Below are 20883 nucleotides of genomic sequence, written 5' to 3' on the forward strand. Positions count from 1 at the left end.
GGAGGTTGGCGGTAACGTCGGATCATGGCCCCCTTCCGCCGCCGTCGACGTGACGACGATCAGCGTGAGCCCCTGCATCCGAGCCCCGCGGCCCCCGATGCGGCGGGCGCGGTCGCGTCGCGCCGCGCGTTCCTCAAGGCCGCCGCCATGGGAGCCGCCGGAGCAGCCGCCGCGGGCATCGGCGGAGCGGCCATCGGCGCGGGCGTCTACGCGCAGGAGTCGAACCTCGATTTCGCGCCCGAGACGCAGCAGCAGAAGCCCGGCTTCGAGCACCTCGTGGTGCTGATGTACGAGAACCGCTCCTTCGACAACGTGCTCGGCTGGCTCTACAAGAACGAAGAGCTGAAGGCCGGCCAGACGTTCGAGGGCCTGCACCAGGGCCGCCGCTCGAACCCCGTGCCCGGCACCGACGACGAGGTCGAGGCGCGCCCCTACTCGGGCTCCACCGACGAGATCATGCAGAGCCCCAACCCCGACCCCGGCGAGGAGTACTCGCACGTCAACACCCAGCTCTTTCAGCGCGTCGACCCCGTCGACAACCGCGACCTGCACGCGAACGGCCTGAGCTACCCCTACAACGCGCCCGGCCCGAACGACCAGCCCACCATGAAGGGCTTCGTCGAGGACTACATCATCAACTACCGCGAGATCACGAAGAACAAGAAGGAGCCCGGCCGCAAGGAGTACGAGACGGCGATGGGCGGCTTCACGCCCGAGATGCTGCCGGTCTTCTCGACGCTCGCGAAGAACTTCGCCGTCTTCGACCACTGGCACAGCGCCGTCCCGTCGCAGACCTTCTGCAACCGCCTGTTCTTTCACGCCTCCACCTCGCACGGCTACGTCACCAACAAGGGCGACGGCGGCTACGACAAGTGGCTCGACGCCTCGAAGGCCGACGCGCCCACCATCTTCAACCGGCTTCAGGATGCGGGGCTCACCTGGCGCGTCTACTACGACGCCGCGCAGCTGGTCTCCATGACGGGCGTGCTGCACGCGCCCGTGCTCGAGCCGTACTGGAAGTCGCACTTCCGCGTGATGGAGCAGTTCTACGACGACGTGGCGAACGGCGACCTGCCCGACTACGCGTTCATCGAGCCGCGCATGGTCTACAACCACAACGACATGCACCCGCCGCACGGCACCCTGCGCGAGAGCGACGACGTCACCGACGACGGCGACGTGGTGATCGACGGTGCGCTGTCGGATGCTCGGGCCGCCGATGCCCTGTTGCACGCCGTCTACTCGGCCATCCGCACGAGCGACTCGGCCTCGGGGTCGAACGCGATGAACACGATGCTCTTCGTCACCTTCGACGAGCACGGCGGCACCTTCGACCACGTGCCGCCGCCCTCGGCGGTGCCGCCGTCGACCGGCGACCCGGGCGAGATGAACTTCACGTTCGACCGCCTCGGCTGCCGTGTGCCGGCCATCGCGATCTCGGCGTACACGGCGAAGAACACCATCGTGAACGAGCAGATGGATCATGGCTCGGTGATCGCCACCCTGACGAAGCTGCACGGGCTGAAGCCGCTGACCCGGCGCGACGCCGCGTCGCGCGACATGTTCGACGCCGTGAACCTTACGGCGCCGCGGCCGGCCGCCGAGTGGCCGCAGACCATGCCGCAGTACTCGCCGCCGAACCCCGAGGTCAGCTTCGACGGAACATCCGAGGCGCAGCGCATCAAGCCGATCAGCAATCCGGCGAAGGGGCTGCTCGGGCTGCTGATCGCGAAGTTCGGCGTCAAGGGCCAGGCCGAGCCGCAGACCTACGCCGAGGCGTACGCGACGCTGATGGAGACGCAGAACGCCCAGGGCCAGCTCTTCGGCACCCTCGACGCGGTCGACGGCACACCCCGAGCCACGCCCACCCCCGCCCCCACGTCCTAGCGCGCATCCGTCGCTCGATCGAGCCGTCGCAAATCGCCCTCTGGCGGGCCTGAGAGGGCGATTATCGACGGCTCGATCGCGCGCGGCGGGGGTGCGCCCGTGGGCTACGCCCCGACGAGGCGCTCGGCGAGGTAGCCCGTGAGGCGGTCGAGCGAGACCCGCTCCTGCGCCATCGAGTCGCGCTCGCGCACGGTCACCGCGTTGTCCTCGAGCGAGTCGAAGTCGACGGTGATGCAGAAGGGCGTGCCGATCTCGTCCTGGCGACGGTAGCGGCGGCCGATGGCGCCGGCGTCGTCGAAGTCGACGTTCCAGTTCTTGCGCAGGTCGGCCGCGAGGCTGCGCGCGAGCGGCGACAGCGCCTCGTTCCGCGACAGCGGCAGCACGGCGGCCTTGACCGGAGACAGGCGCGGGTCGAGCTTCAGCACGGTGCGCTTGTCGACGCCGCCCTTGGTGTTCGGTGCCTCGTCCTCGTGGAACGAGTCGACCAGGAACGCCATCAGCGACCGCGTCAGACCGGCGGCCGGCTCGATGACGTAGGGCGTCCAGCGCTCGCCCGTGGTCTGGTCGAAGTACGACAGGTCGGTACCCGAGGCCTTCGAGTGCGTGGTGAGGTCGAAGTCGGTGCGGTTCGCGACACCCTCGAGCTCCCCGAACGCGCTGCCCGTGAAGCCGAAGCGGTACTCGATGTCGACCGTGCGCTTGGAGTAGTGCGACAGCTTCTCCTGCGGGTGCTCGAACAGACGCAGGTTCTCGGGGTCGATGCCGAGGTCGGTGTACCAGCTGAAGCGCTCGTCGATCCAGTACTGGTGCCACTGTTCGTCTTCACCCGGCTTGACGAAGAACTCCATCTCCATCTGCTCGAACTCGCGGGTGCGGAAGATGAAGTTGCCGGGCGTGATCTCGTTGCGGAAGCTCTTGCCGATCTGGCCGATGCCGAACGGCGGCTTCTGCCGCGAGCTGTTCAGCACGGCGTTGAAGTCGACGAAGATGCCCTGCGCGGTCTCGGGCCGCAGGTAGGCCATGCCGCCCTCGTCGTCGACGGCGCCGAGGTAGGTCTTCATCAGCCCCGAGAAGTTCTTCGGCTCGGTCCACGAGCCGGGCTGGCCGGTGTCGGGGTCGCGAATGTCGGCGAGGCCGTTGACCGGCGGATGCCCGTGCTTCTCCTCGTAGGCCTCGAGGAGGTGATCGGCGCGATAGCGCTTGTGCGTGTGCAACGACTCGACCAGGGGGTCGGAGAACACCTCGACGTGGCCCGAGGCCTCCCACACCTGGCGCGGCAGGATGACCGCTGAGTCGAGCCCCACGACGTTGTCGCGCGACTGCACCATGAACTTCCACCACTGGCGCTTGATGTTCTCCTTCAGCTCCACGCCGAGGGGGCCGTAGTCCCAGGCCGACCTGGTGCCGCCGTAGATCTCTCCGGTCGGGAAGACGAAGCCCCGGCGCTTGGCGAGGGCGATGACGGAATCGAGACGGGATGCAGGCATGAAGGCTCCGGGATATCTCCGCGCGGCCGGCTGCTCGCGCTGGATCGCCACCGATTCTACCGGGGAGCCACGGGGCACCCCGAACTCAGGAGGCCTTGGAGGTCCCATCCGATTACTCATTCCGCTGGCTGTCGCTTCAAACTACGCTTCCGACATAATTGATGAATTCTCAGGCGTCACGTGGGTGCACTATGCCCAGGCGTACGTTCAATCCGACGACGACACCGAGCTCGACGTCGACGGAGCCTTCGCCGACCAGAAGAATGGCCTCTGTGGGGCGGCCGTCGCCGGATCGGTCGTCCTCACGACGGGACTCCAGACCGGTGACGTCGGGCTCCGGGTCCTGATCCACGATTCCGAGCCTCCTGCGCCGGATCCCACCTGGGAGGACGTGGTCGAATTCCCATTCACCGCGACAGGTGCGACGGTCGAGCTCGTCGACTTCGAGGGAGATGTCGTCTGCGTAATCCCCCTCGACACGGGAGATTTCCGCGCCCGATGCAGCGCGACGGGTATGGACGAGGGACATGCGCTCGACACGACAGAGGAGGATGAGATCTCCCCGGACCATTACCTTCTCGAGTTCTGGCCGCACCCCACCGAACCCGATCGCGTCCTCCGCACCGCGAGCGCCCTTGCCAGGAGGTGGAACTCGACTCGGGGAACTGCTGAGTGAACCGAACTCAGGAAGCCTTGGAGGCCTTCTTCGCGGCGGGCTTCTTCTTCGCGGGGGCCTTGGCAGTGGCTTTCTTCGCGGGCGCGTCCTCGGAGTCGTCGGAAGCATCCGCCTTCGGCCCCGCCGCACCGCGGCTCTTGTCGACCGACCGCCTCAGCGCCTCCATCAGATCCAGCACCTCGCCGCCATCCCCGTCGTCGGGCGAGCGCCCGAACGTCTCGTCGGTGTCGACCGAGTCGCCCTGCGCCAGCTTCGCGTCGATCAGCGTGCGCAGCTGCTCCTGGTAGTCGTCGGTGAACTTCTCGGGCTCGAAGTCGCCCGCGAACTGGTCCACCAGCGACATCGCCATGTCGAGCTCCTGCGACGACACCCGCGTCGGCTCGTCAAGCGCCGGGAACGCGGCCTCGCGCACCTCGTCGCCCCAGAGCAGCGTCTGCAGCACCAGCACGTCGCCGCGCACCCGCAGCGCCGCCAGCCGCGTCTTCTGCCGCAGCGCGAAGTGCACCACGGCCGTGCGGTCGGTGGTCTCGAGCGTCTTGCGCAGCAGCGCGTAGGCCTTCGGAGACTTCGAGTCGGGCTCGAGGTAGTAGCTCTTGTCGAACATGATCGGGTCGATCTGTTCGCTCGGCACGAACTCCACGACCTCGATCTCGCGGCTCTTCTCCTCGGGCAGCGACGCCAAGTCGTCCTTGGTCAGGATGACCGTGCGCTCCCCGTCGTCGTAGGCCCGCGCGATGTTCTGGTACTCGATGATCTCGCCGTCGATCTCGCACCGCCGCTGGTACCGGATGCGCCCGCCGTCGGCGTCGTGCACCTGGTGCAGCGCGATGTCATGGTCCTCGGTCGCGCTGTAGACCTTCACCGGCACGTTGACGAGGCCGAACGTGATGGCGCCCTTCCAGATCGATCTCATACCTGATTAGACCGCGGATCGGGGCTTTCCGGCTAGGGGCGCGCAATGCAGGATGAAGGCATGGCGACCTCGAGCGCGAACGAGCAGACCGTGACGGTGGGCGGCCACCGCCTGCGCATCTCCAATCTCGACAAGGTGCTCTACCCCGAGACGGGCACCACGAAGGCGGATGTCCTGCGGTACTACGCCGAGATCGCGACCGTGCTCGTCCCCCACGCCCGCAACCGGCCGGCCACGCGCAAGCGCTGGGTGCACGGGGTGGGCAGTGACGAGCATCCGGGTCAGGTGTTCTTTCAGAAGAACCTCGACGAGGGCACCCCCGACTGGGTGCGGCGGGTCGAGGTGCAGCACTCCGACCACGTGAACGTCTACCCGCTCGTCAACAACGCCGCCACGCTCGCGTGGCTGGCGCAGATCGCGGCGCTCGAGATCCACGTGCCGCAGTGGCGGGTGGATGCGCACGGCCGCCGCAAGAACCCCGACCGTTTCGTGATCGACCTCGACCCGGGTGAGGGCGCGGGTCTGCCCGAGTGCGTCGAGGTCGCGAAGCTGGCGCGCGCGATCCTCACCGGCATGGGACTCGACCCGGTTCCGGTGACGAGCGGCAGCAAGGGCATCCACCTCTACGCGGCGCTCGACGGCTCGCAGACCTCCGACCAGGTGTCGGCCGTGGCGCACGAGCTGGCGCGCGCACTGGAGGCCGATCATCCGGAGCTCGTCGTCAGCGACATGAAGAAGTCGCTGCGCACGGGCAAGGTGCTGGTCGACTGGAGCCAGAACAACGGCAACAAGACGACCATCTGCCCGTACTCGCTGCGCGGGCGGTCGCGGCCGACGGTCGCGGTGCCGCGCACCTGGCGCGAACTGGCGTCGAAGAACCTGCGCCAGCTCGAACTCGACGAGGTGCTGAAGCGGATGCGCACCCGGGACGATCCCCTGGCCGAAAGCGCTGAGGCACCCGGCGCCGTCGAAGCGCCCGCGGGCGAATGGCACTCGAACAGATCCGCCGATGACCAGCCTGATGCGCATCCCACCGCCTCGTCGGCCACCGACCGCCTCACCACCTACCGGGCCAAACGCGACGGCACCAAGACCCCCGAGCCGGTGCCGGCGGACACCCCCGCGTCGACCGACGGCCGCAGCTTCGTCATCCAGGAGCACCACGCCCGCCGGCTGCACTGGGACTTCCGGCTGGAGCACGACGGAGTGCTCGTCTCCTGGGCGCTGCCGAAGGGCGTACCCGACGACCCTGGCCAGAACCACCTCGCCGTGCAGACCGAGGACCACCCGCTCGAGTACGGCACCTTCGAGGGCAGTATTCCCGCCAGGGAATACGGTGCGGGCACGGTGACGATCTGGGACTTCGGGAAGTACGAGCTCGAGAAGTGGCGCGACGGCAAGGAGATCATCGTCTCGCTGCACGGGCAGCCGTCGGGCGGGCTGGGCGAACCGCGCAAGGTGGTGCTCATCCACACCGGGGGTGAGCGGGGGAAGGACAACTGGTTGATCCATCGCATGCGCGCTGGAGCTGAAAGCGACGATCCGGCGGATCGTCGCCGCGACGCCAGCGCCGAGCGGCCAGCCGCTCGGGCTCGCCAGAACGCCTCGTCGCCTGAACGACCAGGCCGGGAGATCAAGCCGATGCTCGCCACCCTGGCGGCCCCGGCCGACGTCGAATCCGACGAAGATGCCTACGCGTTCGAGATGAAGTGGGACGGCATCCGCGCCATCGCTCGCGTCGACCGCGGCGCCGTCACCCTGCACACCCGGAACGGCAACGACGTGACCCCGGCCTACCCCGAGATCACCGAGGCGCTGGCGCAGCTCTACCCCGACCGCTCGCTCGTGCTCGACGGCGAGGTCGTCGCCCTCGACAAGGCGGGCCGGCCGAGCTTCGGTCGCCTGCAGCAGCGCATGGGCCTGTCGAAGCCGCGCGACGTCACCGCGGCGCGCGCGCAGGTCGCGGTCGACCTGATGGCCTTCGACCTGCTCGAGCTCGACGGCACCTCGCTCGTGAAAGAGGGCTACGACGAACGGCGACGGATGCTCGCCGACACCCTGCCCGCCGACGAGGGCCCCCTGCACCTCCCGCCCGCGGTCGACGGCGATCTCCAGCATGCGCTCGACGCGAGCCGCACTCTCGGCCTCGAGGGCGTGATGGCGAAGCGCCGCGACAGCACCTACTCGACGACCCGCTCGCGCGCCTGGTTGAAGCTCAAGCACCACCTCGCGCAGGAGGTCGTGATCGGCGGCTGGCGCCCCGGGCAGGGTCGCCGGGCCGCCCAGATCGGCTCGCTGCTCGTCGGTGTGCCCGACGCCGACGGGGTGCTGCAGTACGTCGGCCGGGTCGGCACGGGCTTCTCCGACCGCGACCTGACGGCGATCGCGTCGCGCCTGTCGCCGCTCACCCGTAAGACCTCCCCCTTCGCCGACGTGCCCGCAGCGGATGCCCGCGACGCCGTCTGGGTCACGCCCTCCCTCGTCGGCGAGGTCTCCTTCGCCGAGTGGACCTCCACGGGCCGGCTCCGCCAGCCCTCCTGGCGCGGCTTCCGCTCCGACAAGTCCCCCGCCGAGGTGGCGCGGGAGGGGTGAGTGCACGTTCGTGCGGATTCCTGGTCACGACCGGGGCGGAGTGGTAGCTTCACGACAGATTCAAGGCCAGACAATCGAGGAGGATCTCATGACCGACAAGCACCACGAGCACCACGACCACGAGGCGCGCGGCGAGCGCGACGGCGAGTACACCGACACCGAGAAGGAGAACGTCAACGTTCCCGAGCCGGAGTCGGGCGAGTACACCGACAGCGTCATCCCCGGCGACGAGTAGATAACACGCCCCACCGAAAAGACGTTTAACGAGGGGCGGGAATATCCCGCCCCTCACTCGACTTGACAGTGGGTTGCCCGCGAGTAGTGTTCTCACTCGTGGTCAACGAAACCCGCTCGGCGAAACGCTGGTTGATCGGCGATCCACTGCCGAGCGACAAGCTCGAAGGCCAGCTCCTCCCTAAGCGCCTCGCGCTCCCCATCTTCGCCAGCGACCCGCTCTCCTCCGTGGCCTACGCGCCGCAGGAGCTGCTGATGATCCTGCTGATCGGCGGCCTGGCGTTCCTCACGCTCGCCCCCTGGGTCGCGGCGGCGGTCATCCTGCTGCTCGTGGTCGTGGTGGCCTCCTACCGGCAGCTGGTCAAGGCCTACCCGAGCGGTGGCGGCGACTACGAGGTCGCGCACAAGAACCTCGGCGAGAAGGCCGGCCTCGTGGTCGCCTCGGCCCTGCTCGTCGACTACGTGCTCACCGTGGCCGTCTCGGTCGCCTCGGGCGTCGACAACATCATCAGCGCCATCCCGCAGCTGAACCCGTTCCGGGTCGAGCTCGCGGTCGGCTTCGTCATCCTGCTGATGGCGGTGAACCTCCGCGGTGTGCGCGAGTCGAGCAAGGCCTTCGCCATCCCGACCTACATCTTCGTGGGCAGCGTCGCCCTGATGATCGTCACCGGCCTCGTGCGCACCGCCCTCGGCGACGCCCCCGTGGCCGAGTCGGCCGGCTTCGACGTCAAGGCCGAGCAGCTCACCCAGGCCGCGATGGTGCTGCTGCTCCTCCGCGCCTTCTCGAGCGGATGCTCGGCCCTCACCGGTGTCGAGGCCATCTCCAACGGCGTGCCCGCGTTCCGCACCCCCAAGATCAAGAACGCCCAGCGCACGCTGGTGCTGATGGGCTCCATCGCCATCTGCCTGTTCGCCGGACTCACCGCGATGGCGCTGATCTCGAACGTGCACTACGCCGAGAACGCCTGCCACCTGATCGGCTTCGCCGACTGCGCCACCACTCCCCAGCGCAGCCTCATGGCCCAGGTCGCGGCGGCCACCTTCGGCAACAACTCGATCCTGTTCTTCGTCATCCAGGCCGCCACCGCCGCCGTGCTGCTGCTGGCGGCCAACACCGCCTTCAACGGCTTCCCGCTGCTCGGCTCGGTGCTGGCGAAGGACGCGTACGCCCCCAAGGCCATGCTCACCCGCGGCGACCGCCTCGTCTTCTCCAACGGCATGATCCTGCTGGCCCTGGCGGCGACCGCCATCCTCGTGGTCTACCAGGCCAGCCTCACGCAGCTCATCCAGCTCTACATCATCGGCGTCTTCGTCTCGTTCACCCTGGGCCAGACCGGCATGGTGAAGCACTGGCTGACGATGCTGAAGAACGGATGCGCGGACCGCGGTGCCGTCTACCGCTCCCTCGCGATCAACGCCGTCGGCGCCGTCTTCACCGCCGTGGTGCTGATCGTCGTCACGATCACGAAGTTCACCCACGGCGCCTGGCTGGTGTTCGCGATCATGCCGGTGCTGTTCATCCTGATGATGGGCGTGAACCGTTACTACCGCGACGTTAACAAGGAGGTGGAGGTCGACCCCACCACCACCTTCGGCTCCTCGGGCGACCACGCGATCGTGCTGGTCGGCCGTATGCAGAAGCCCGTTCTCAAGGCCCTCGACTACGCGATCGCCGCCCGCCACGACTCGATCGAGGCGGTGCACCTCTCGATCGACGAGGAGCAGACCTCGCAGCTCGAGCAGGACTGGCAGAACATGAACATCGAGGTGCCGCTCAACATCATCGAGTCGCCCTACCGCGACGTGGCGGTGCCGCTGGCGAAGTACATCATGAAGCACCGGGCCGAGCACGGCTCCGAGGTCGTCACGGTGTACACACCCATCTACATCGTGGGCCACTGGTGGGAGTCGATGCTGCACAACCACAAGGCCCGCCGCATCCGCAAGAAGCTGATGCTCGTGCACGGCGTGACCATCGCCCTCGTGCCATGGCTGCTCGACTCCTCCGAGCTGCTCTACGGCCGCCGTTCGCGCCCGCTGCCGGGCCAGGAGCGACGCGGGGAGCCCGTGCGTCCGGTGCCCAGGCGACCCCACTCGGGCGAGCCCGCGGCGCACAAGCGGATGCGCGGCTGAGCTTCGGCTGGACGCCACCCGTCGCCCGCCCGGATGCGGGATGGCCGCGTGCTAAACTCGCATTCGATTTCGTAGTTTATTCGTCTCATCCCGGGCGGCAGAGCCCCCGGCCCGAATCGTGAGGGGGTCTCGCATGGGGCGTGGCCGTCAGAAAGCCAAGCACACGAAGGTCGCTCGCGAGCTGAAGTACTTCAGCCCCGACACGAACTACTCGGCGCTGGAACGCGAGCTCACGGGCAAAGCCGGTGAGCCCGACTACTCGAAGTGGATCGAGGAGGACGACGACTCCGACGACGCGTTCGAGCCGACGGCCTACGAGGCGACCGACGAGCAGAAGCTCGCGTAGCGCCCTAGCCAGCTCTCGAAGCACCCAGGCATCGAGGAAAGTCCGACTCCGGTCGGGCTTTCGTCGTTTAAGGCGCTTGGCTAGGCCCGCGGGCCCTCGTCGCGAACCTGCACGAACTCCACGTCGTCGCCCGGCTCGGGCGCGTCGTGCTCCTCGTACTCGGCGGCGACCGTGCGCGCCCGCTTCGAGCTGGCCCGGTCGACCAGGATGGCCGCGAGCGCACCCAGCGCCACGAACACCGCCGCGAGGAAGATGCCGGTGAAGCCGAACACCTGCAGCTGTGTGAACTGCTCCGTCTCGGGGAACGCGAAGGTGAGGATGAGCGCGACGATCACGCCGACCACGAGGCCGACGAGCATGAAGCGGTAGTAGCGCGGGGCGCGCCGCACCGTCACCGAGGACTCGGCGCTCGGGGCGCCGGTCGGCCGGGCGGATGCGGTGCTGTCGTCGGGCTGCTGACTCACCCCTCCATTGTCCCCCACCCGGCTGGGCGCGGGGCGCGAAACGGCCGATCCGGGTTCAGCGCACCGGCACGTGCGCCGAGAGGTCGGCCCGCTGCCCCGAGGCGTGGATGCGCGCGGTCGCGAGACCGTCGGCCCACGCGAGCGCGCCGGTGGCGAGCTGCAGCCAGGTCCGCGCATCCATCTCGACCACGTTGGGCGGGGTGCCCCGGGTGTGGCCCGGCCCCTCGATGCACTGCACGGCCCCGAACGGCGGCACCCGCACCTCGACCGAGTTGCCCGGTGCCTCGTCGGCGAGGCGCTGCAGCAGGTAGCGGACAGCGGATGCCCGGGTGTCCCGGCTCGCGCCGTCGAAGTCGCCCGTGGCGGCGCTGACCGCCGCGGCCCCCAGCTCGTCGGAAATGCGTGCCTTGCCCATGCCCCCACGCTAGCCCGACCCGCGGCCGTCGGCGGTGCTCGGTAGGCTGTGGGCGTGAAGATCCTGGTTCTCGGCTCCGGCGCGCGCGAGCACGCCATCATCACGGCGCTGCGGCGCGAGGGCGACGGGCCGGAGGGCACGGTGCACGACATCGTCGCGGCCCCGGGCAACGCGGGCATCGCCGCCGACGTGCCGGTGGTCGCGCTCGACGCGAACGATCCCCGCGCCGTCACCGCGTACGTTTTCGAGAACGACGTGCAGTTCGTCGTGATCGGGCCCGAGGCGCCGCTGGTAGCCGGGGTGGCCGACGCACTGCGCACGCGGGGCATCCCCGTCTTCGGGCCCGGCCGCGCCGCCGCCGCCCTCGAGGGCAGCAAGGCCTTCGCGAAGCGCGTGATGGACGAGGCGGGCGTGCCGACGGGCGGAGCCTCGACGGCGTCCACCCTCGCCGAGGCCGAGGCCGCCCTCGCCGCGTTCGGCGCCCCCTACGTCGTCAAGGCCGACGGTCTCGCCGCGGGCAAGGGCGTGCTCGTCACGAGCGACCTCGTGGCGGCCACCGCGCACGCCCGGCACTGGCTGCAGCACGGCGACGTGCTGATCGAGGAGTTCCTCGACGGCGAGGAGGTGTCCCTCTTCCTGCTCTCCGACGGCCACTCGGTCGCCCCGCTCTCGCCCGCGCAGGACTACAAGCGGCTCGCCGACGGCGACGAGGGCCCGAACACCGGCGGCATGGGCGCCTACTCGCCGCTGCCCTGGCTCGCCGAGCGCTTCGGCAGCGAGACCGCGTTCGTCGACGAGGTGATCGAGACCATCGCCTTGCCGACGGTGCGCCGGCTGGCCGCCGAAGACACCCCGTTCATCGGCCTGCTCTACTGCGGCCTCATCCTCACGCCCGGGGGCATCCGCGTGATCGAGTTCAACGCGCGCTTCGGCGACCCCGAGACGCAGGTCGTGCTGCCCCGGCTCGAGACGCCGCTCAGCACCCTGCTGCTCGCCGCCGCGACCGGCACGCTCGAGGCGCAGCCGCGCCCCGTCTTCTCCGACGAGGTGGCGGTCACCGTCGTGCTCGCCAGCGAGAACTACCCCGGCTCGCCCGTCACCGGCCGCGCCATCACGGGGCTCGAGAACGCCACAGGCGCCGAGGGCGTGAGCGTGCTGCACGCGGCCACCGAGCTCGACGAGGTTCCGGATGCGCAGGGTCGGCCCGTGCTCCGGGCCACCGGCGGGCGGGTTCTGAACGTGGTGGCCTCCGGGCCCTCGTTCGCCGTGGCGCGTGATCGCGTGTACGGGGTGCTGGAGGGCATCCACCTCGAGGGCGCGCAGTACCGCCGCGACATCGCGGCCCGCGTCGCCGAGGAGGTGCGGTGATGGTCTCGGTGAGCAGCGCATCCGGCCCTGCAGCGGGCCCGGTCGCACCCGGCTGGCGGCACGTCTACAGCGGCAAGGTGCGCGACCTGTTCGTGCCCGACGACACGGCTCCGGATGCCCGTCCCGCCGCGCTGCTCGTCGTCGCGAGCGATCGCGTGAGCGCGTTCGATCACGTGCTCGAGCCGGGCATCCCCGGCAAGGGCGAGCTGCTCACCGGGCTGAGCCGCTGGTGGTTCCACCAGCTGCGCACGGTGCCGAACCATCTCATCGCCTCGCGCGACGGGCTGCCGCCGGTGCCCGAGGAGCTCGAGGCGCGGTCGATGGTGGTCGAGTCGCTCGAGATGTTCCCGGTGGAGTGCGTCGTGCGCGGCTACCTCTCGGGCAGCGGCTGGAAGGAATATCAGGCGTCGCAGAGCGTGTGCGGCATCGAGCTGCCGGCCGGGCTGCACGACGGCGACCGGCTGCCGCAGCCCATCTACACGCCCGCCTACAAGGCGCCGCTCGGCGAGCACGACGAGAACATCAGCTTCGAGCGCACGGTGGAGCTGATCGGGCTCGCCGACGCCACCGCGCTGCAGGAGCTGTCGCTGGAGCTCTACGAGCGGGCGGCGGCGATCGCCGAGGCGCGGGGGGTCATCCTGGCCGACACGAAGTTCGAGTTCGGGCGCAGCCCCTCGACGGGCGCGATCACGCTGGCCGACGAGGTGCTCACGAGCGACTCGTCGCGCTACTGGGATGCGGCGGCCTACGACTCGGGCGAGCGCACCGCGAGCTTCGACAAGCAGATCGTGCGCAACTGGCTGGCAGCGAACTGGGACCAGGTGGGCCCGCCGCCGACGCTGCCGCAGGAGATCGTGGAGCGCACCTCGGCGCGGTACGCCGAGCTGCTGGAGCGCCTGACGGCCTGAGCCGCCGGGCCCTCCCCCGGCCCTTCTCCGTTGTCGGTGGTGGCGGGTAGCGTCGCTGCATGGACCTCATCCTCATCCCCGGCTTCTGGTTGAACGGCGACTCGTGGAACGACGTGGCGCGCCCCCTGCGCGACGACGGCTTCACGGTGCACACCCCCACCCTGGCCGGGCTGCACTCGGTCGACGACGACCGCAGCGGCGTGACCCTGGCCACGCAGATCGCCGAGGTCGTGGCCCTCGTCGACTCGATCGAGGCGCCGAGCGAGGTCGTTCTCGTGGGGCACTCCGGAGGCGGGTCGATCATCCATGCGGTGGTGGATGCGCGGCCCGACCGCATCCGGCGGGCGATCTACGTCGACAGCTGGCCGACGGCCGAGGGCGTCGCCGTCAACGAGGAGCTCGAGGCGGTGGGCGACGAGGTGCCCCTGCCCGGCTGGGGCGAGTTCGGCGAGGCCGACCTGCGGGGGCTCACCGACGATCTGCGGGCGTGGTTCCGGCGCATCGCGATCCCGCAGCCGGTGCGGGTGGCGCGTGACCCGCAGCGGCTGCACGATCCCCGGCGCTGGGCGGTTCCGGTCACGCTCATCGCCAGCACGTTCACCCGCGAAGAGCTCGACGGGTACCGGGCGTCGGGTCACCCGTACTTCGCCGAGTTCCCGCATCTGTCGTCGCTGACCGTCGTCGAACTGCCCACCGGCCACTGGCCCCAGTTCACCCGGCCGGTCGAGCTCGCGGCGGCCATCGCGGAGGCGGCGCGCGCCTGACGGCAGGGCCTGCGCTGTCACCAGCCGGGCGTCAGGCGTCAGGCATCGGGCGTCAGGCGTCGGGTGCCCCGGCGGGCGACGCGATCCCGGCCGCCACGACGCGGGCCATGGGCTTGCGGATCATGTGGTCGCTGGCGGCGACGACGTGCGTGGTGACGCCGCGCATCCGCTCGATGATGGCCAGGTTGGCCGGCACGAGGAACTCGTCGAGTCGCCCGTAGACCACCTCGATCGGTCGCTCGACCCGCGCGAGGTCGCTGATCACGGTCTGCGACTCGATGCAGTGCTCCAGCGACTTCACGAACGGCGTCCAGTTCTGCTCGGTGATCTCCATCACGTGCTGCACCGGCAGCAGCTTCGACACCACCGCCGCCCGGGCGATCGTGAAGTCCTTGTTGGCGCGGAAGAACTGGTACGCCTGCAGGTAGCCCGCCATCCGCAGCCGCACCCGCGGGTCGCCGATCTCGGCCGGCGAGAGGTACACCGGCGGGCTGACGAGCACGAGCTTCGCGACGTGCGCGAGATGGGTCGCGGCGTAGCGGGCGCCGATCAGGCAGCCGAGCGAGTGCCCCACCAGCACGAACGGCTCGGCGAGATGCAGCGAGCGGATCGTGCGGGCGAGCGCCGCGACATGCTCCTCGAGCGTGTACTCGGCGCCCTCGGGCTGCGGGCTGCCGCCGAACCCGAGCAGCTCGATCGCGATCACGCGCTGCTGCGGTTCCACCAGGGGCACCACGAAGTGGAAGGTGGCGGCGCTCGAGGCGATCCCGTGCACCATCACGACGACGGGCCCCGGATGCTCGACCGCCGGCTCCCCCGTGTCGATCGCCACGTGCAGCAACGGGGCCTTCGGGTCGTGCAGCCCCTCGATCAGATCGCCGACCCGGCCCATGCGCTACGCGATCGTCGAGGCGTCGATCACGAAGCGGTAGCGCACGTCGGAGTTCAGCACGCGCTCGTAGGCCTCGTTGATGTAGTCGGCCGAGATGAGCTCGGTCTCGGGGGCGATGCCGTGCTCGGCGCAGAAGTCGAGCATCTCCTGGGTCTCGCCGATGCTGCCGATGCCGGAGCCTGCGAAGGAGCGACGGTTGCCGAACAGCGTGAACACGTGCAACGGCAGCGGCTGGCCGGGAGCACCGACGTTCACCATGGTGCCGTCGAGCGCGAGCAGCGAGAGGTAGGCGTCGAGGTCGATGACCGCGCTGACCGTGTTGATGATCAGGTCGAAGGAGTTCTTCAGGTCGCGGAAGGTCGCCTCGTCCTTCGTGGCGTAGTAGTGGTCGGCGCCGAGCTTCAGGCCGTCGTCCTTCTTGCTGAGCGTCTGCGAGAGCACGGTGACCTCGGCGCCCATGGCGTGGGCGATCTTCACGGCCATGTGGCCGAGCCCGCCGAGGCCGACGACGGCGACGCGCTTGCCGGGGCCGGCGTTCCAGTGGCTGAGCGGCGAGTAGGTCGTGATGCCGGCGCAGAGCAGCGGCGCGGCCTTCTCGAACGGGATCGACTCGGGCACGCGCAGCACGAAGTCCTCGACGACCACGACGTGGGTGGAGTAGCCGCCCTGCGTGATGGTGCCGTCGCGGTCGACGCTGGCGTAGGTTCCGGTGTTGCCCTTCAGGCAGTACTGCTGCTGACCGGCGAGGCAGTTCTCGCACTCGCGGCACGAGTTCACCATGCAGCCCACGCCGACGCGGTCGCCGACCTGGTGCAGGCTGACGTCGGAGCCGACCTCGGTGACCGTTCCGACGATCTCGTGGCCGACGGTCAGCGGGTACTTCTGGGAGCCCCAGTCGCCGCGCACGGTGTGGATGTCGGAGTGGCAGATGCCCGAGTAGGCGATCTCGATCAGCACATCGTTCGGGCCGAGGTCGCGGCGCTCGATGGTGGTCTTGACGAGCGGCTCGGTGGCAGAGGGGGCGGCGTAGGCGTCGACGGTCAGCATGGGTCTCCTGTTCGGGTGGGGCCTGTCCAGCATGGCACCCTCGGGTGGGGGCCGCCCGTGCGCGGCGCCCGATCGTCGACCACAGGCTCCGGATGCCCGCCCCGGCCGGGCGCGGCGGCGAACCCGCCCGGGCCGACCCCGGCCGCGCCCTGGTCACGCCGACTGGGTGGCGGCCCACTCCGCGACGCGGCGCGCGCTCTCCTCGGGCGAGACGTCCTCGACCCGGGTCATGATCGACCAGCGCACCCCGAACGGATCGAGGATCGACGCGAAGCGGTCACCCGAGACGAAGGTCGCGGGCTGCTCGCGCACGGTCGCCCCGGCCGCCTCCGCCGCCGCGGTCACGGCGTCGACGTCGGGCCGGTAGAGCGCGAGCGAGAACGACGACCCCGCGGCCGGGTCGGGCGCGACGAGGCCGTAGTCGGGCAGGGCGTCGCCCAGGGTGAGCTGTCCGGTTCCGAAGTCGAGCACCACGTGGGCGACGAGCTCGCTGCCGTCGGGCGCCGCGAACCGGGTGACGTCGACGACGCGCGCGCCGAGGACGTCACGGTAGAAGGTCAGCGCGGCCTCGGCCGGCGACACCACGAGGTGCGGGGTGAGGGAGGTCGAGCCGTGCGGCAGTCCATGGGTGGTGTACAGGCCGGTGGCCGCACTCGCAGCCGCGCCGGTAGTCGGGGTGGGGGTCGGGGTGGCCGCACTCGGAGCCGTGCCGGTGGTCGGGGCGGTCGGGGTGGCCGCACTCGGAGCCGTGCCGGTGGTCGGGGCGGTCGGGGTGGTCGTGTCGTCGCTCATGCCGCCATGCTAGGAAGCGCGGCCCGGCCGCGTCTTGTACTTCCACGACAGAGCTCGACCGAGGGGGCCGGATGCCCGAGCCGCACTCGAAGGGTCATCTCAACCCCGGGGCGGCGGGCGTCGCCTTCGACCGCTTCGAGCTCGGTCCCGGCCTCGGCGAGCTGGTGCGGCACGTCTGGGTCGCGCACTGGAACCTCCCCGACGGAGTCGAGCTGCCGCAGCGCGTGCTGGCCTACCCTGCGGTGAACGTCGTCATCGAGCCGCAGCGGGCCGTGCTCGCGGGCCCCGATCCGCGGCTCTCGGTTCAGCGTCTGACCGGGACGTCCTGGGCGGTCGGGGTGCTGTTCCGCCCCGCGGCCGCCGTGCTGCTCTCCGCCGATCCGCCGGCCGTCGCCGTCGGACGGCAGCTGCCCTTCGAGGGAGGACCCCGGCAGGACGTGCGCACGCTCATGACGGATGCGCCCGCCGAGAGCGCCCGGCAGGGCCTCGTCGACGTGCTGCGTCGCTGGCTGCTGCCGCTGGCGGCCGGCGTCGACGAGCGCGGCCGGCTGGTGAACGAGGTCTGCCGGCGGGCGGAGGAGGACGCCACGATCCTGCGGGCCGCCGAGCTGGCCGAGCTCGCGGGGGTGTCGCTGCGCACGCTGGAGCGGCTGCTCCGGGAGCGGGTGGGGGTGGGCCCGAAGTGGCTGATCGAGTGCCGCCGACTGCAGGAGGCCGCGACCCGGCTGCACGCGCATCCGGAGACCTCGCTCAGCGACCTCGCCGCCGAGCTCGGCTACACCGACTACCCGCACTTCTCGCGCCGCTACGCCGCCGTGCTCGGCGAGACCCCCGAGAACACCCGCCGCTCGGGCCGCCCCACCCCCTGACCCACGCCGCCCGCACGAGCGGGCGCGCCCGGGTCGCGCAAAAGCACCTTCGAGCCGCCGCAGAGCGTCTTTTGTGCGACCCGGCAGGGTGGGGGCTGTGGGCGCGGGGGCATGGGCGCGGTCAGCGGGCCGCGGCCGCCGCGAGCACGCGGGCCGCTTCGCGAGCCGCGCCCGCGTTGCTGATGCCCGCTCGGGAGCCCGCGAGCTTCGCCGCGATGTGCTCGCCCACCGTGACCGGCTCGTAGAGGTTCGGATGCTCGGCCGAGACGCACGACGGAAGCGTCGCGATCACGGCGTCGACGTCGCCGTCGTGGAAGAACGCGGCCGAGCGGCGCCGCTCGATCGTGCCGTCCACGATCGGCGGCTTCACGCGGTGCAGGGTCGACATCCAGCGCTCGTTCGTCCAGCGGGCGGTGAGGTCGCCGAGGTTGATCAGGAGCGCGCCGTCGGCCGGGCTGACGTCGTTCCACGACCCGTCGGATCCGAGCACCTGCAGCCCGCGCACCTGGTCGGCCCAGAGCACCGTCACGATGCCGTAGTCGGTGTGCTCGCCCATCCCGGTGAGCTCGCCGTCGAGGTCGACGGTGCCGGGCGGGAGTGCGTAGTTGTTCATGCGCAACACGTCGAGGGAGTGGCCCGTGAAGGCGTCGAAGAAGCCCGCGGGGAGGCCCAGGGCATCCGCGAAGATGTCGGTCATCGTGTTCGCGACGCGCCTGGCCTCGGCGAAGTAGGACTGCACGCGCGGCTCGAAGCCCGGTGCCTCGGCGCCCGGCCAGAGGTTCTCGGCGTAGTTCTCGGCGTCGAGCTCGACGCCCGGGTAGTCGCTCCGCGCGGCCCCGACGTTGAAGGCCTCGAAGAAGTCGTTCATGCGGCTGGCCGACTCGACGCCGAGGCTGAGGCTCAGCGACTCGGACTTCGGCGCCGAGTAGCCGCGGTTGATGCCGGGCGGGGTGCGGAAGGTCTTCTTCGTCTCGATGTCGAGGGCGAAGAACTCGTCGAGCGCGTCGGCGAGGCCCTGCTGCACCGACGGCGCGATGCCGTGCCCGAGGATCTGGATGAAGCCGACCTCGGAGCACGCCGCATCGATCGCCCGGGCGACGGCAGCACGCTCCTCGGAGCTGCCGCCTGCCACATAGGGCGCGATGTCGACGACGGGTACCTGGAACGTCATGGCGGGCCTCCTCGACCGGCCCGCGAGAGGTCTCGTCGGGGCCCGGGCTTCGAGGCTAGCGGCCCGCCGTTACAGGCGTATTACGCGAGGAGCGCTCGGCTCAGAGGTTCGTCTCGGGGCGGATCTCGTCGTACTCGCCCTGGTTCAGGATCTCGGAGACCTCGGCGAACCGGTACTGCGCGGTCGCGGGGCCCTCGGCCTCGGGGGCGTCGGGGACGAGGTGGTAGACGACCTGGCCGTCGCTGTAGGGGAGCACGAGCTCCTCGGGGGCTCCGTCGTCGAGCGGGATGGTCTGGTCGTCGAGCGGGCCGCCCGAGAGGTGGGCGAGTGCGGGTGTAGTCATGCGACCAGGGTACCCGGATGCCTGGGGTGGGCGCTCGTCGTCTGGGTGTCGGCTGGGCATCCGGTGTGGGCAGGTGGTGCTCGGGCACACTGGTCGCGAGCGAGGGGGCGCTTCGCGAGCACGGGGCGCGCAGCGTGAGCGAGGGGGACGCTGTGGTCGAGCGAGGGGGCGCCGTGGGTGAGCAGACGGGCGGGAAGACGGGCGGGCGCGGAGGCGCCGAGCTGCGCGGATCGGTGCGGGTCGAGCCGCGCGGGCCGTTCTCGTTGACGGCGGGCATCCGCTTTCTGGAGGGCTTCACGCCCGCGGCGCGGGAAGCGGCGGGCGCGGACTCGCTCGAGGCGGCCTTCGCGCTCGAGGGGTCGTGGAGAACGGTGGGCGTCTCGGTCGCCCAGGATGCCGCCGGCACCGTGCGCGGGCGGCTGTTCGCGGAGCGGGCGCTCGGCCGGGCGGAGCTCTCGGCGGCCACGGCGCAGCTCACGCGCATCCTGTCGCTCGACGTCGACGGCAGCGGATTCGCCGCGGTCGGCGAGCGCGACCCGGTGATCGGGGCGCTGCAGCGGCGCTACCCGGGACTCCGGCCGGTGGCGTTCTGGTCGTGGTACGAGGCGGCGGCGTGGTCGATCATCGGGCAGCGCACCCGCATGACGCAGGCGGCGGCGCTGAAGCAGCGGATGGCCGCCGAGCTGGGCGAGACCGTCGTCGTCAACGGCGGCCCGCAGCAGGCGTTCCCGGCACCGCGGGTGCTGGCCGGGCTGGGGTCGTTCCCGGGGCTGCCGGCGCCGAAGGTCGAGCGGCTGCGGGCGCTCGGCGAGGCGGCGGCCGCGAACCGGTTCGACAGCGCCGGGCTGCGCGCGCTGCCCCGGGAGGAGGCGCTGGCCGCGCTTCAGGAGTTGCCGGGGATCGGGCCCTTCTCGGCCGAGCTGATCCTGCTGCGGGGGGCCGGCGACCCCGATCACGCTCCGCTGCACGAGGGGCGGCTGGCGGATGCGGTGCAGCACGCGTACGGGCTGGCGACGCGTCCGACGCCGGACGAGCTGGAGCGGCTGTCGGCCGGGTGGGCGCCGTACCGCACCTGGGTCACGCTGCTGCTGCGGGTGGCGCTCGACGAGGCGTCGCGCTAGCCGCACCGCCGTCCGCCCGCGCCCTGCGCCCGTGCCCGCACCGGGGATCGCCGCTCAGGCCGGCCGCACCCCGTCGAGCGCGTCGGCCGCGAAGCGCGGCCAGAGGGCCGTGTGCTCGAGCGGCAGCGCCACCCAGTCCTTGAACGGCCGCCCCTTGCCGCCCGGGTCGAGCAGCCCGGCGCCGTCGAGGGCGCGGGCCTCGGCGAAGACGTCCGACCCCGCGCCGAGCTTCAGCCCCAGCGCGTCGCCGTTCAGCACGGCGAACATGGTGCCCGCGAGCGTGAGCACGGGCCGTCCCATCATGCGCGACCGCCGGATGCCCGGATCGCCGAGCTCCGCCACCACGAGGTCGAGGGCCTTGAGGGCCTCCTGAGAGCTGACCGGCGCCGCCATGAGGGGATGCTACTCCCCGGCCCCCGCGAGCGGACGGCGCCGCGCGAGCGGACGGCGCCCGGCGCGAG

At 70.7% G+C, this 20883-nt stretch carries 21 protein-coding genes; 11 read left to right on the plus strand and 10 right to left on the minus strand.

Annotated features, from left to right (window positions below; translation table 11 throughout):
• Positions 1 to 24: 24 nt before the first annotated feature.
• A complete protein-coding gene (locus NVV95_RS05315; protein ID WP_259485498.1) occupies positions 25 to 1887 on the plus strand; it encodes an alkaline phosphatase family protein in 1863 nt (620 codons plus the stop codon).
• 104 nt (positions 1888 to 1991) lie between these two features.
• Here the strand turns inward: NVV95_RS05315 and NVV95_RS05320 are convergent, their stop codons facing one another.
• Positions 1992 to 3374 (minus strand): glycine--tRNA ligase, encoded by a 1383-nt coding sequence (locus NVV95_RS05320; protein ID WP_259485499.1) that lies wholly within the window; start codon positions 3372 to 3374, stop codon positions 1992 to 1994.
• On the opposite strand from NVV95_RS05320, the gene NVV95_RS05325 reads away from it, so the two are divergent.
• Entirely contained in the window at positions 3373 to 4050 is a 678-nt protein-coding gene (locus NVV95_RS05325; protein WP_259485500.1) for a hypothetical protein, read from the plus strand. The two genes, NVV95_RS05320 and NVV95_RS05325, sit on opposite strands and share 2 nt — an antisense overlap.
• 7 nt (positions 4051 to 4057) lie before the next feature.
• Here the strand turns inward: NVV95_RS05325 and ku are convergent, their stop codons facing one another.
• Positions 4058 to 4963 carry a non-homologous end joining protein Ku gene (gene ku, locus NVV95_RS05330; protein WP_259485501.1) on the minus strand — a complete coding sequence of 302 codons (906 nt, stop codon included), beginning with the start codon at positions 4961 to 4963 and terminating at the stop codon, positions 4058 to 4060.
• 60 nt (positions 4964 to 5023) lie between these two features.
• Here ku and NVV95_RS05335 point away from each other — a divergent pair, with 60 nt between their 5' ends.
• The 4 genes from NVV95_RS05335 to NVV95_RS05350 all read left to right on the plus strand — a co-directional run bounded on the left by NVV95_RS05335 (position 5024) and on the right by NVV95_RS05350 (position 10268).
• On the plus strand, positions 5024 to 7555 hold the full coding sequence (locus NVV95_RS05335; protein ID WP_259485502.1) for an ATP-dependent DNA ligase: 2532 nt from the start codon (positions 5024 to 5026) through the stop codon (positions 7553 to 7555).
• Between the two features lie 88 nt (positions 7556 to 7643).
• A complete protein-coding gene (locus NVV95_RS05340) occupies positions 7644 to 7790 on the plus strand; it encodes a hypothetical protein (protein ID WP_259485503.1) in 147 nt (48 codons plus the stop codon).
• A 98-nt stretch (positions 7791 to 7888) separates the two neighbouring features.
• A complete protein-coding gene (locus NVV95_RS05345; protein WP_259485504.1) occupies positions 7889 to 9922 on the plus strand; it encodes an APC family permease in 2034 nt (677 codons plus the stop codon).
• Between the two features lie 133 nt (positions 9923 to 10055).
• Positions 10056 to 10268 (plus strand): DUF3073 domain-containing protein, encoded by a 213-nt coding sequence (locus NVV95_RS05350; RefSeq protein ID WP_259485505.1) that lies wholly within the window; start codon positions 10056 to 10058, stop codon positions 10266 to 10268.
• A gap of 80 nt (positions 10269 to 10348) precedes the next feature.
• Here the strand turns inward: NVV95_RS05350 and NVV95_RS05355 are convergent, their stop codons facing one another.
• A complete protein-coding gene (locus NVV95_RS05355; RefSeq protein ID WP_259485506.1) occupies positions 10349 to 10732 on the minus strand; it encodes a hypothetical protein in 384 nt (127 codons plus the stop codon).
• Positions 10733 to 10787: 55 nt separating this feature from the next.
• The gene (locus NVV95_RS05360; protein ID WP_259485507.1) at positions 10788 to 11147 is read right to left on the minus strand and encodes a sterol carrier family protein; all 360 of its coding nucleotides are present in this window, start codon (positions 11145 to 11147) and stop codon (positions 10788 to 10790) included.
• Between the two features lie 54 nt (positions 11148 to 11201).
• Between NVV95_RS05360 and purD the strand changes: the two genes are divergently transcribed.
• The 3 genes from purD to NVV95_RS05375 are packed head-to-tail and all read left to right on the plus strand — an operon-like array spanning position 11202 to position 14187.
• Positions 11202 to 12515: a phosphoribosylamine--glycine ligase gene (gene purD, locus NVV95_RS05365; RefSeq protein WP_259485508.1), complete on the plus strand. Its 1314-nt coding sequence runs from the start codon at positions 11202 to 11204 to the stop codon at positions 12513 to 12515.
• Positions 12515 to 13423, plus strand: a complete 909-nt coding sequence (locus NVV95_RS05370) for a phosphoribosylaminoimidazolesuccinocarboxamide synthase (protein WP_259485509.1) — start codon at positions 12515 to 12517, stop codon at positions 13421 to 13423. Before purD ends, NVV95_RS05370 begins: the two co-directional genes overlap by 1 nt.
• A 59-nt stretch (positions 13424 to 13482) precedes the next feature.
• Positions 13483 to 14187 (plus strand): alpha/beta fold hydrolase, encoded by a 705-nt coding sequence (locus NVV95_RS05375; RefSeq protein ID WP_259485510.1) that lies wholly within the window; start codon positions 13483 to 13485, stop codon positions 14185 to 14187.
• A gap of 52 nt (positions 14188 to 14239) precedes the next feature.
• Here NVV95_RS05375 and NVV95_RS05380 read toward each other — a convergent pair whose 3' ends face one another.
• From NVV95_RS05380 to NVV95_RS05390, 3 genes are all read right to left on the minus strand, one after another.
• Positions 14240 to 15079 carry an alpha/beta fold hydrolase gene (locus tag NVV95_RS05380; protein WP_259485511.1) on the minus strand — a complete coding sequence of 280 codons (840 nt, stop codon included), beginning with the start codon at positions 15077 to 15079 and terminating at the stop codon, positions 14240 to 14242.
• 3 nt (positions 15080 to 15082) lie between these two features.
• Complete coding sequence (locus NVV95_RS05385; RefSeq protein ID WP_259485512.1) at positions 15083 to 16126, minus strand: NAD(P)-dependent alcohol dehydrogenase; 1044 nt, start codon at positions 16124 to 16126, stop codon at positions 15083 to 15085.
• Between the two features lie 153 nt (positions 16127 to 16279).
• Positions 16280 to 16918: a VOC family protein gene (locus NVV95_RS05390; protein ID WP_259485513.1), complete on the minus strand. Its 639-nt coding sequence runs from the start codon at positions 16916 to 16918 to the stop codon at positions 16280 to 16282.
• 71 nt (positions 16919 to 16989) lie between these two features.
• On the opposite strand from NVV95_RS05390, the gene NVV95_RS05395 reads away from it, so the two are divergent.
• Positions 16990 to 17787, plus strand: coding sequence for an AraC family transcriptional regulator (locus NVV95_RS05395; RefSeq protein ID WP_259485514.1), 798 nt, complete (start codon positions 16990 to 16992; stop codon positions 17785 to 17787).
• A gap of 121 nt (positions 17788 to 17908) precedes the next feature.
• Here the strand turns inward: NVV95_RS05395 and NVV95_RS05400 are convergent, their stop codons facing one another.
• On the minus strand, positions 17909 to 18958 hold the full coding sequence (locus NVV95_RS05400; RefSeq protein WP_259485515.1) for an isopenicillin N synthase family dioxygenase: 1050 nt from the start codon (positions 18956 to 18958) through the stop codon (positions 17909 to 17911).
• Positions 18959 to 19058: 100 nt separating this feature from the next.
• Positions 19059 to 19301 (minus strand): response regulator, encoded by a 243-nt coding sequence (locus NVV95_RS05405; protein WP_259485516.1) that lies wholly within the window; start codon positions 19299 to 19301, stop codon positions 19059 to 19061.
• Between the two features lie 173 nt (positions 19302 to 19474).
• Here NVV95_RS05405 and NVV95_RS05410 point away from each other — a divergent pair, with 173 nt between their 5' ends.
• Positions 19475 to 20422: a DNA-3-methyladenine glycosylase family protein gene (locus NVV95_RS05410; protein ID WP_259485517.1), complete on the plus strand. Its 948-nt coding sequence runs from the start codon at positions 19475 to 19477 to the stop codon at positions 20420 to 20422.
• 54 nt (positions 20423 to 20476) lie between these two features.
• On the opposite strand, the gene NVV95_RS05415 is transcribed toward NVV95_RS05410, so the two are convergent.
• Positions 20477 to 20815, minus strand: a complete 339-nt coding sequence (locus NVV95_RS05415) for a hypothetical protein (protein ID WP_259485518.1) — start codon at positions 20813 to 20815, stop codon at positions 20477 to 20479.
• Between the last annotated feature and the right edge of the window lie 68 nt (positions 20816 to 20883).

This window comes from Herbiconiux gentiana (genome assembly GCF_024978135.1).
Taxonomy (GTDB): Bacteria; Actinomycetota; Actinomycetes; order Actinomycetales; family Microbacteriaceae; genus Herbiconiux; species Herbiconiux gentiana.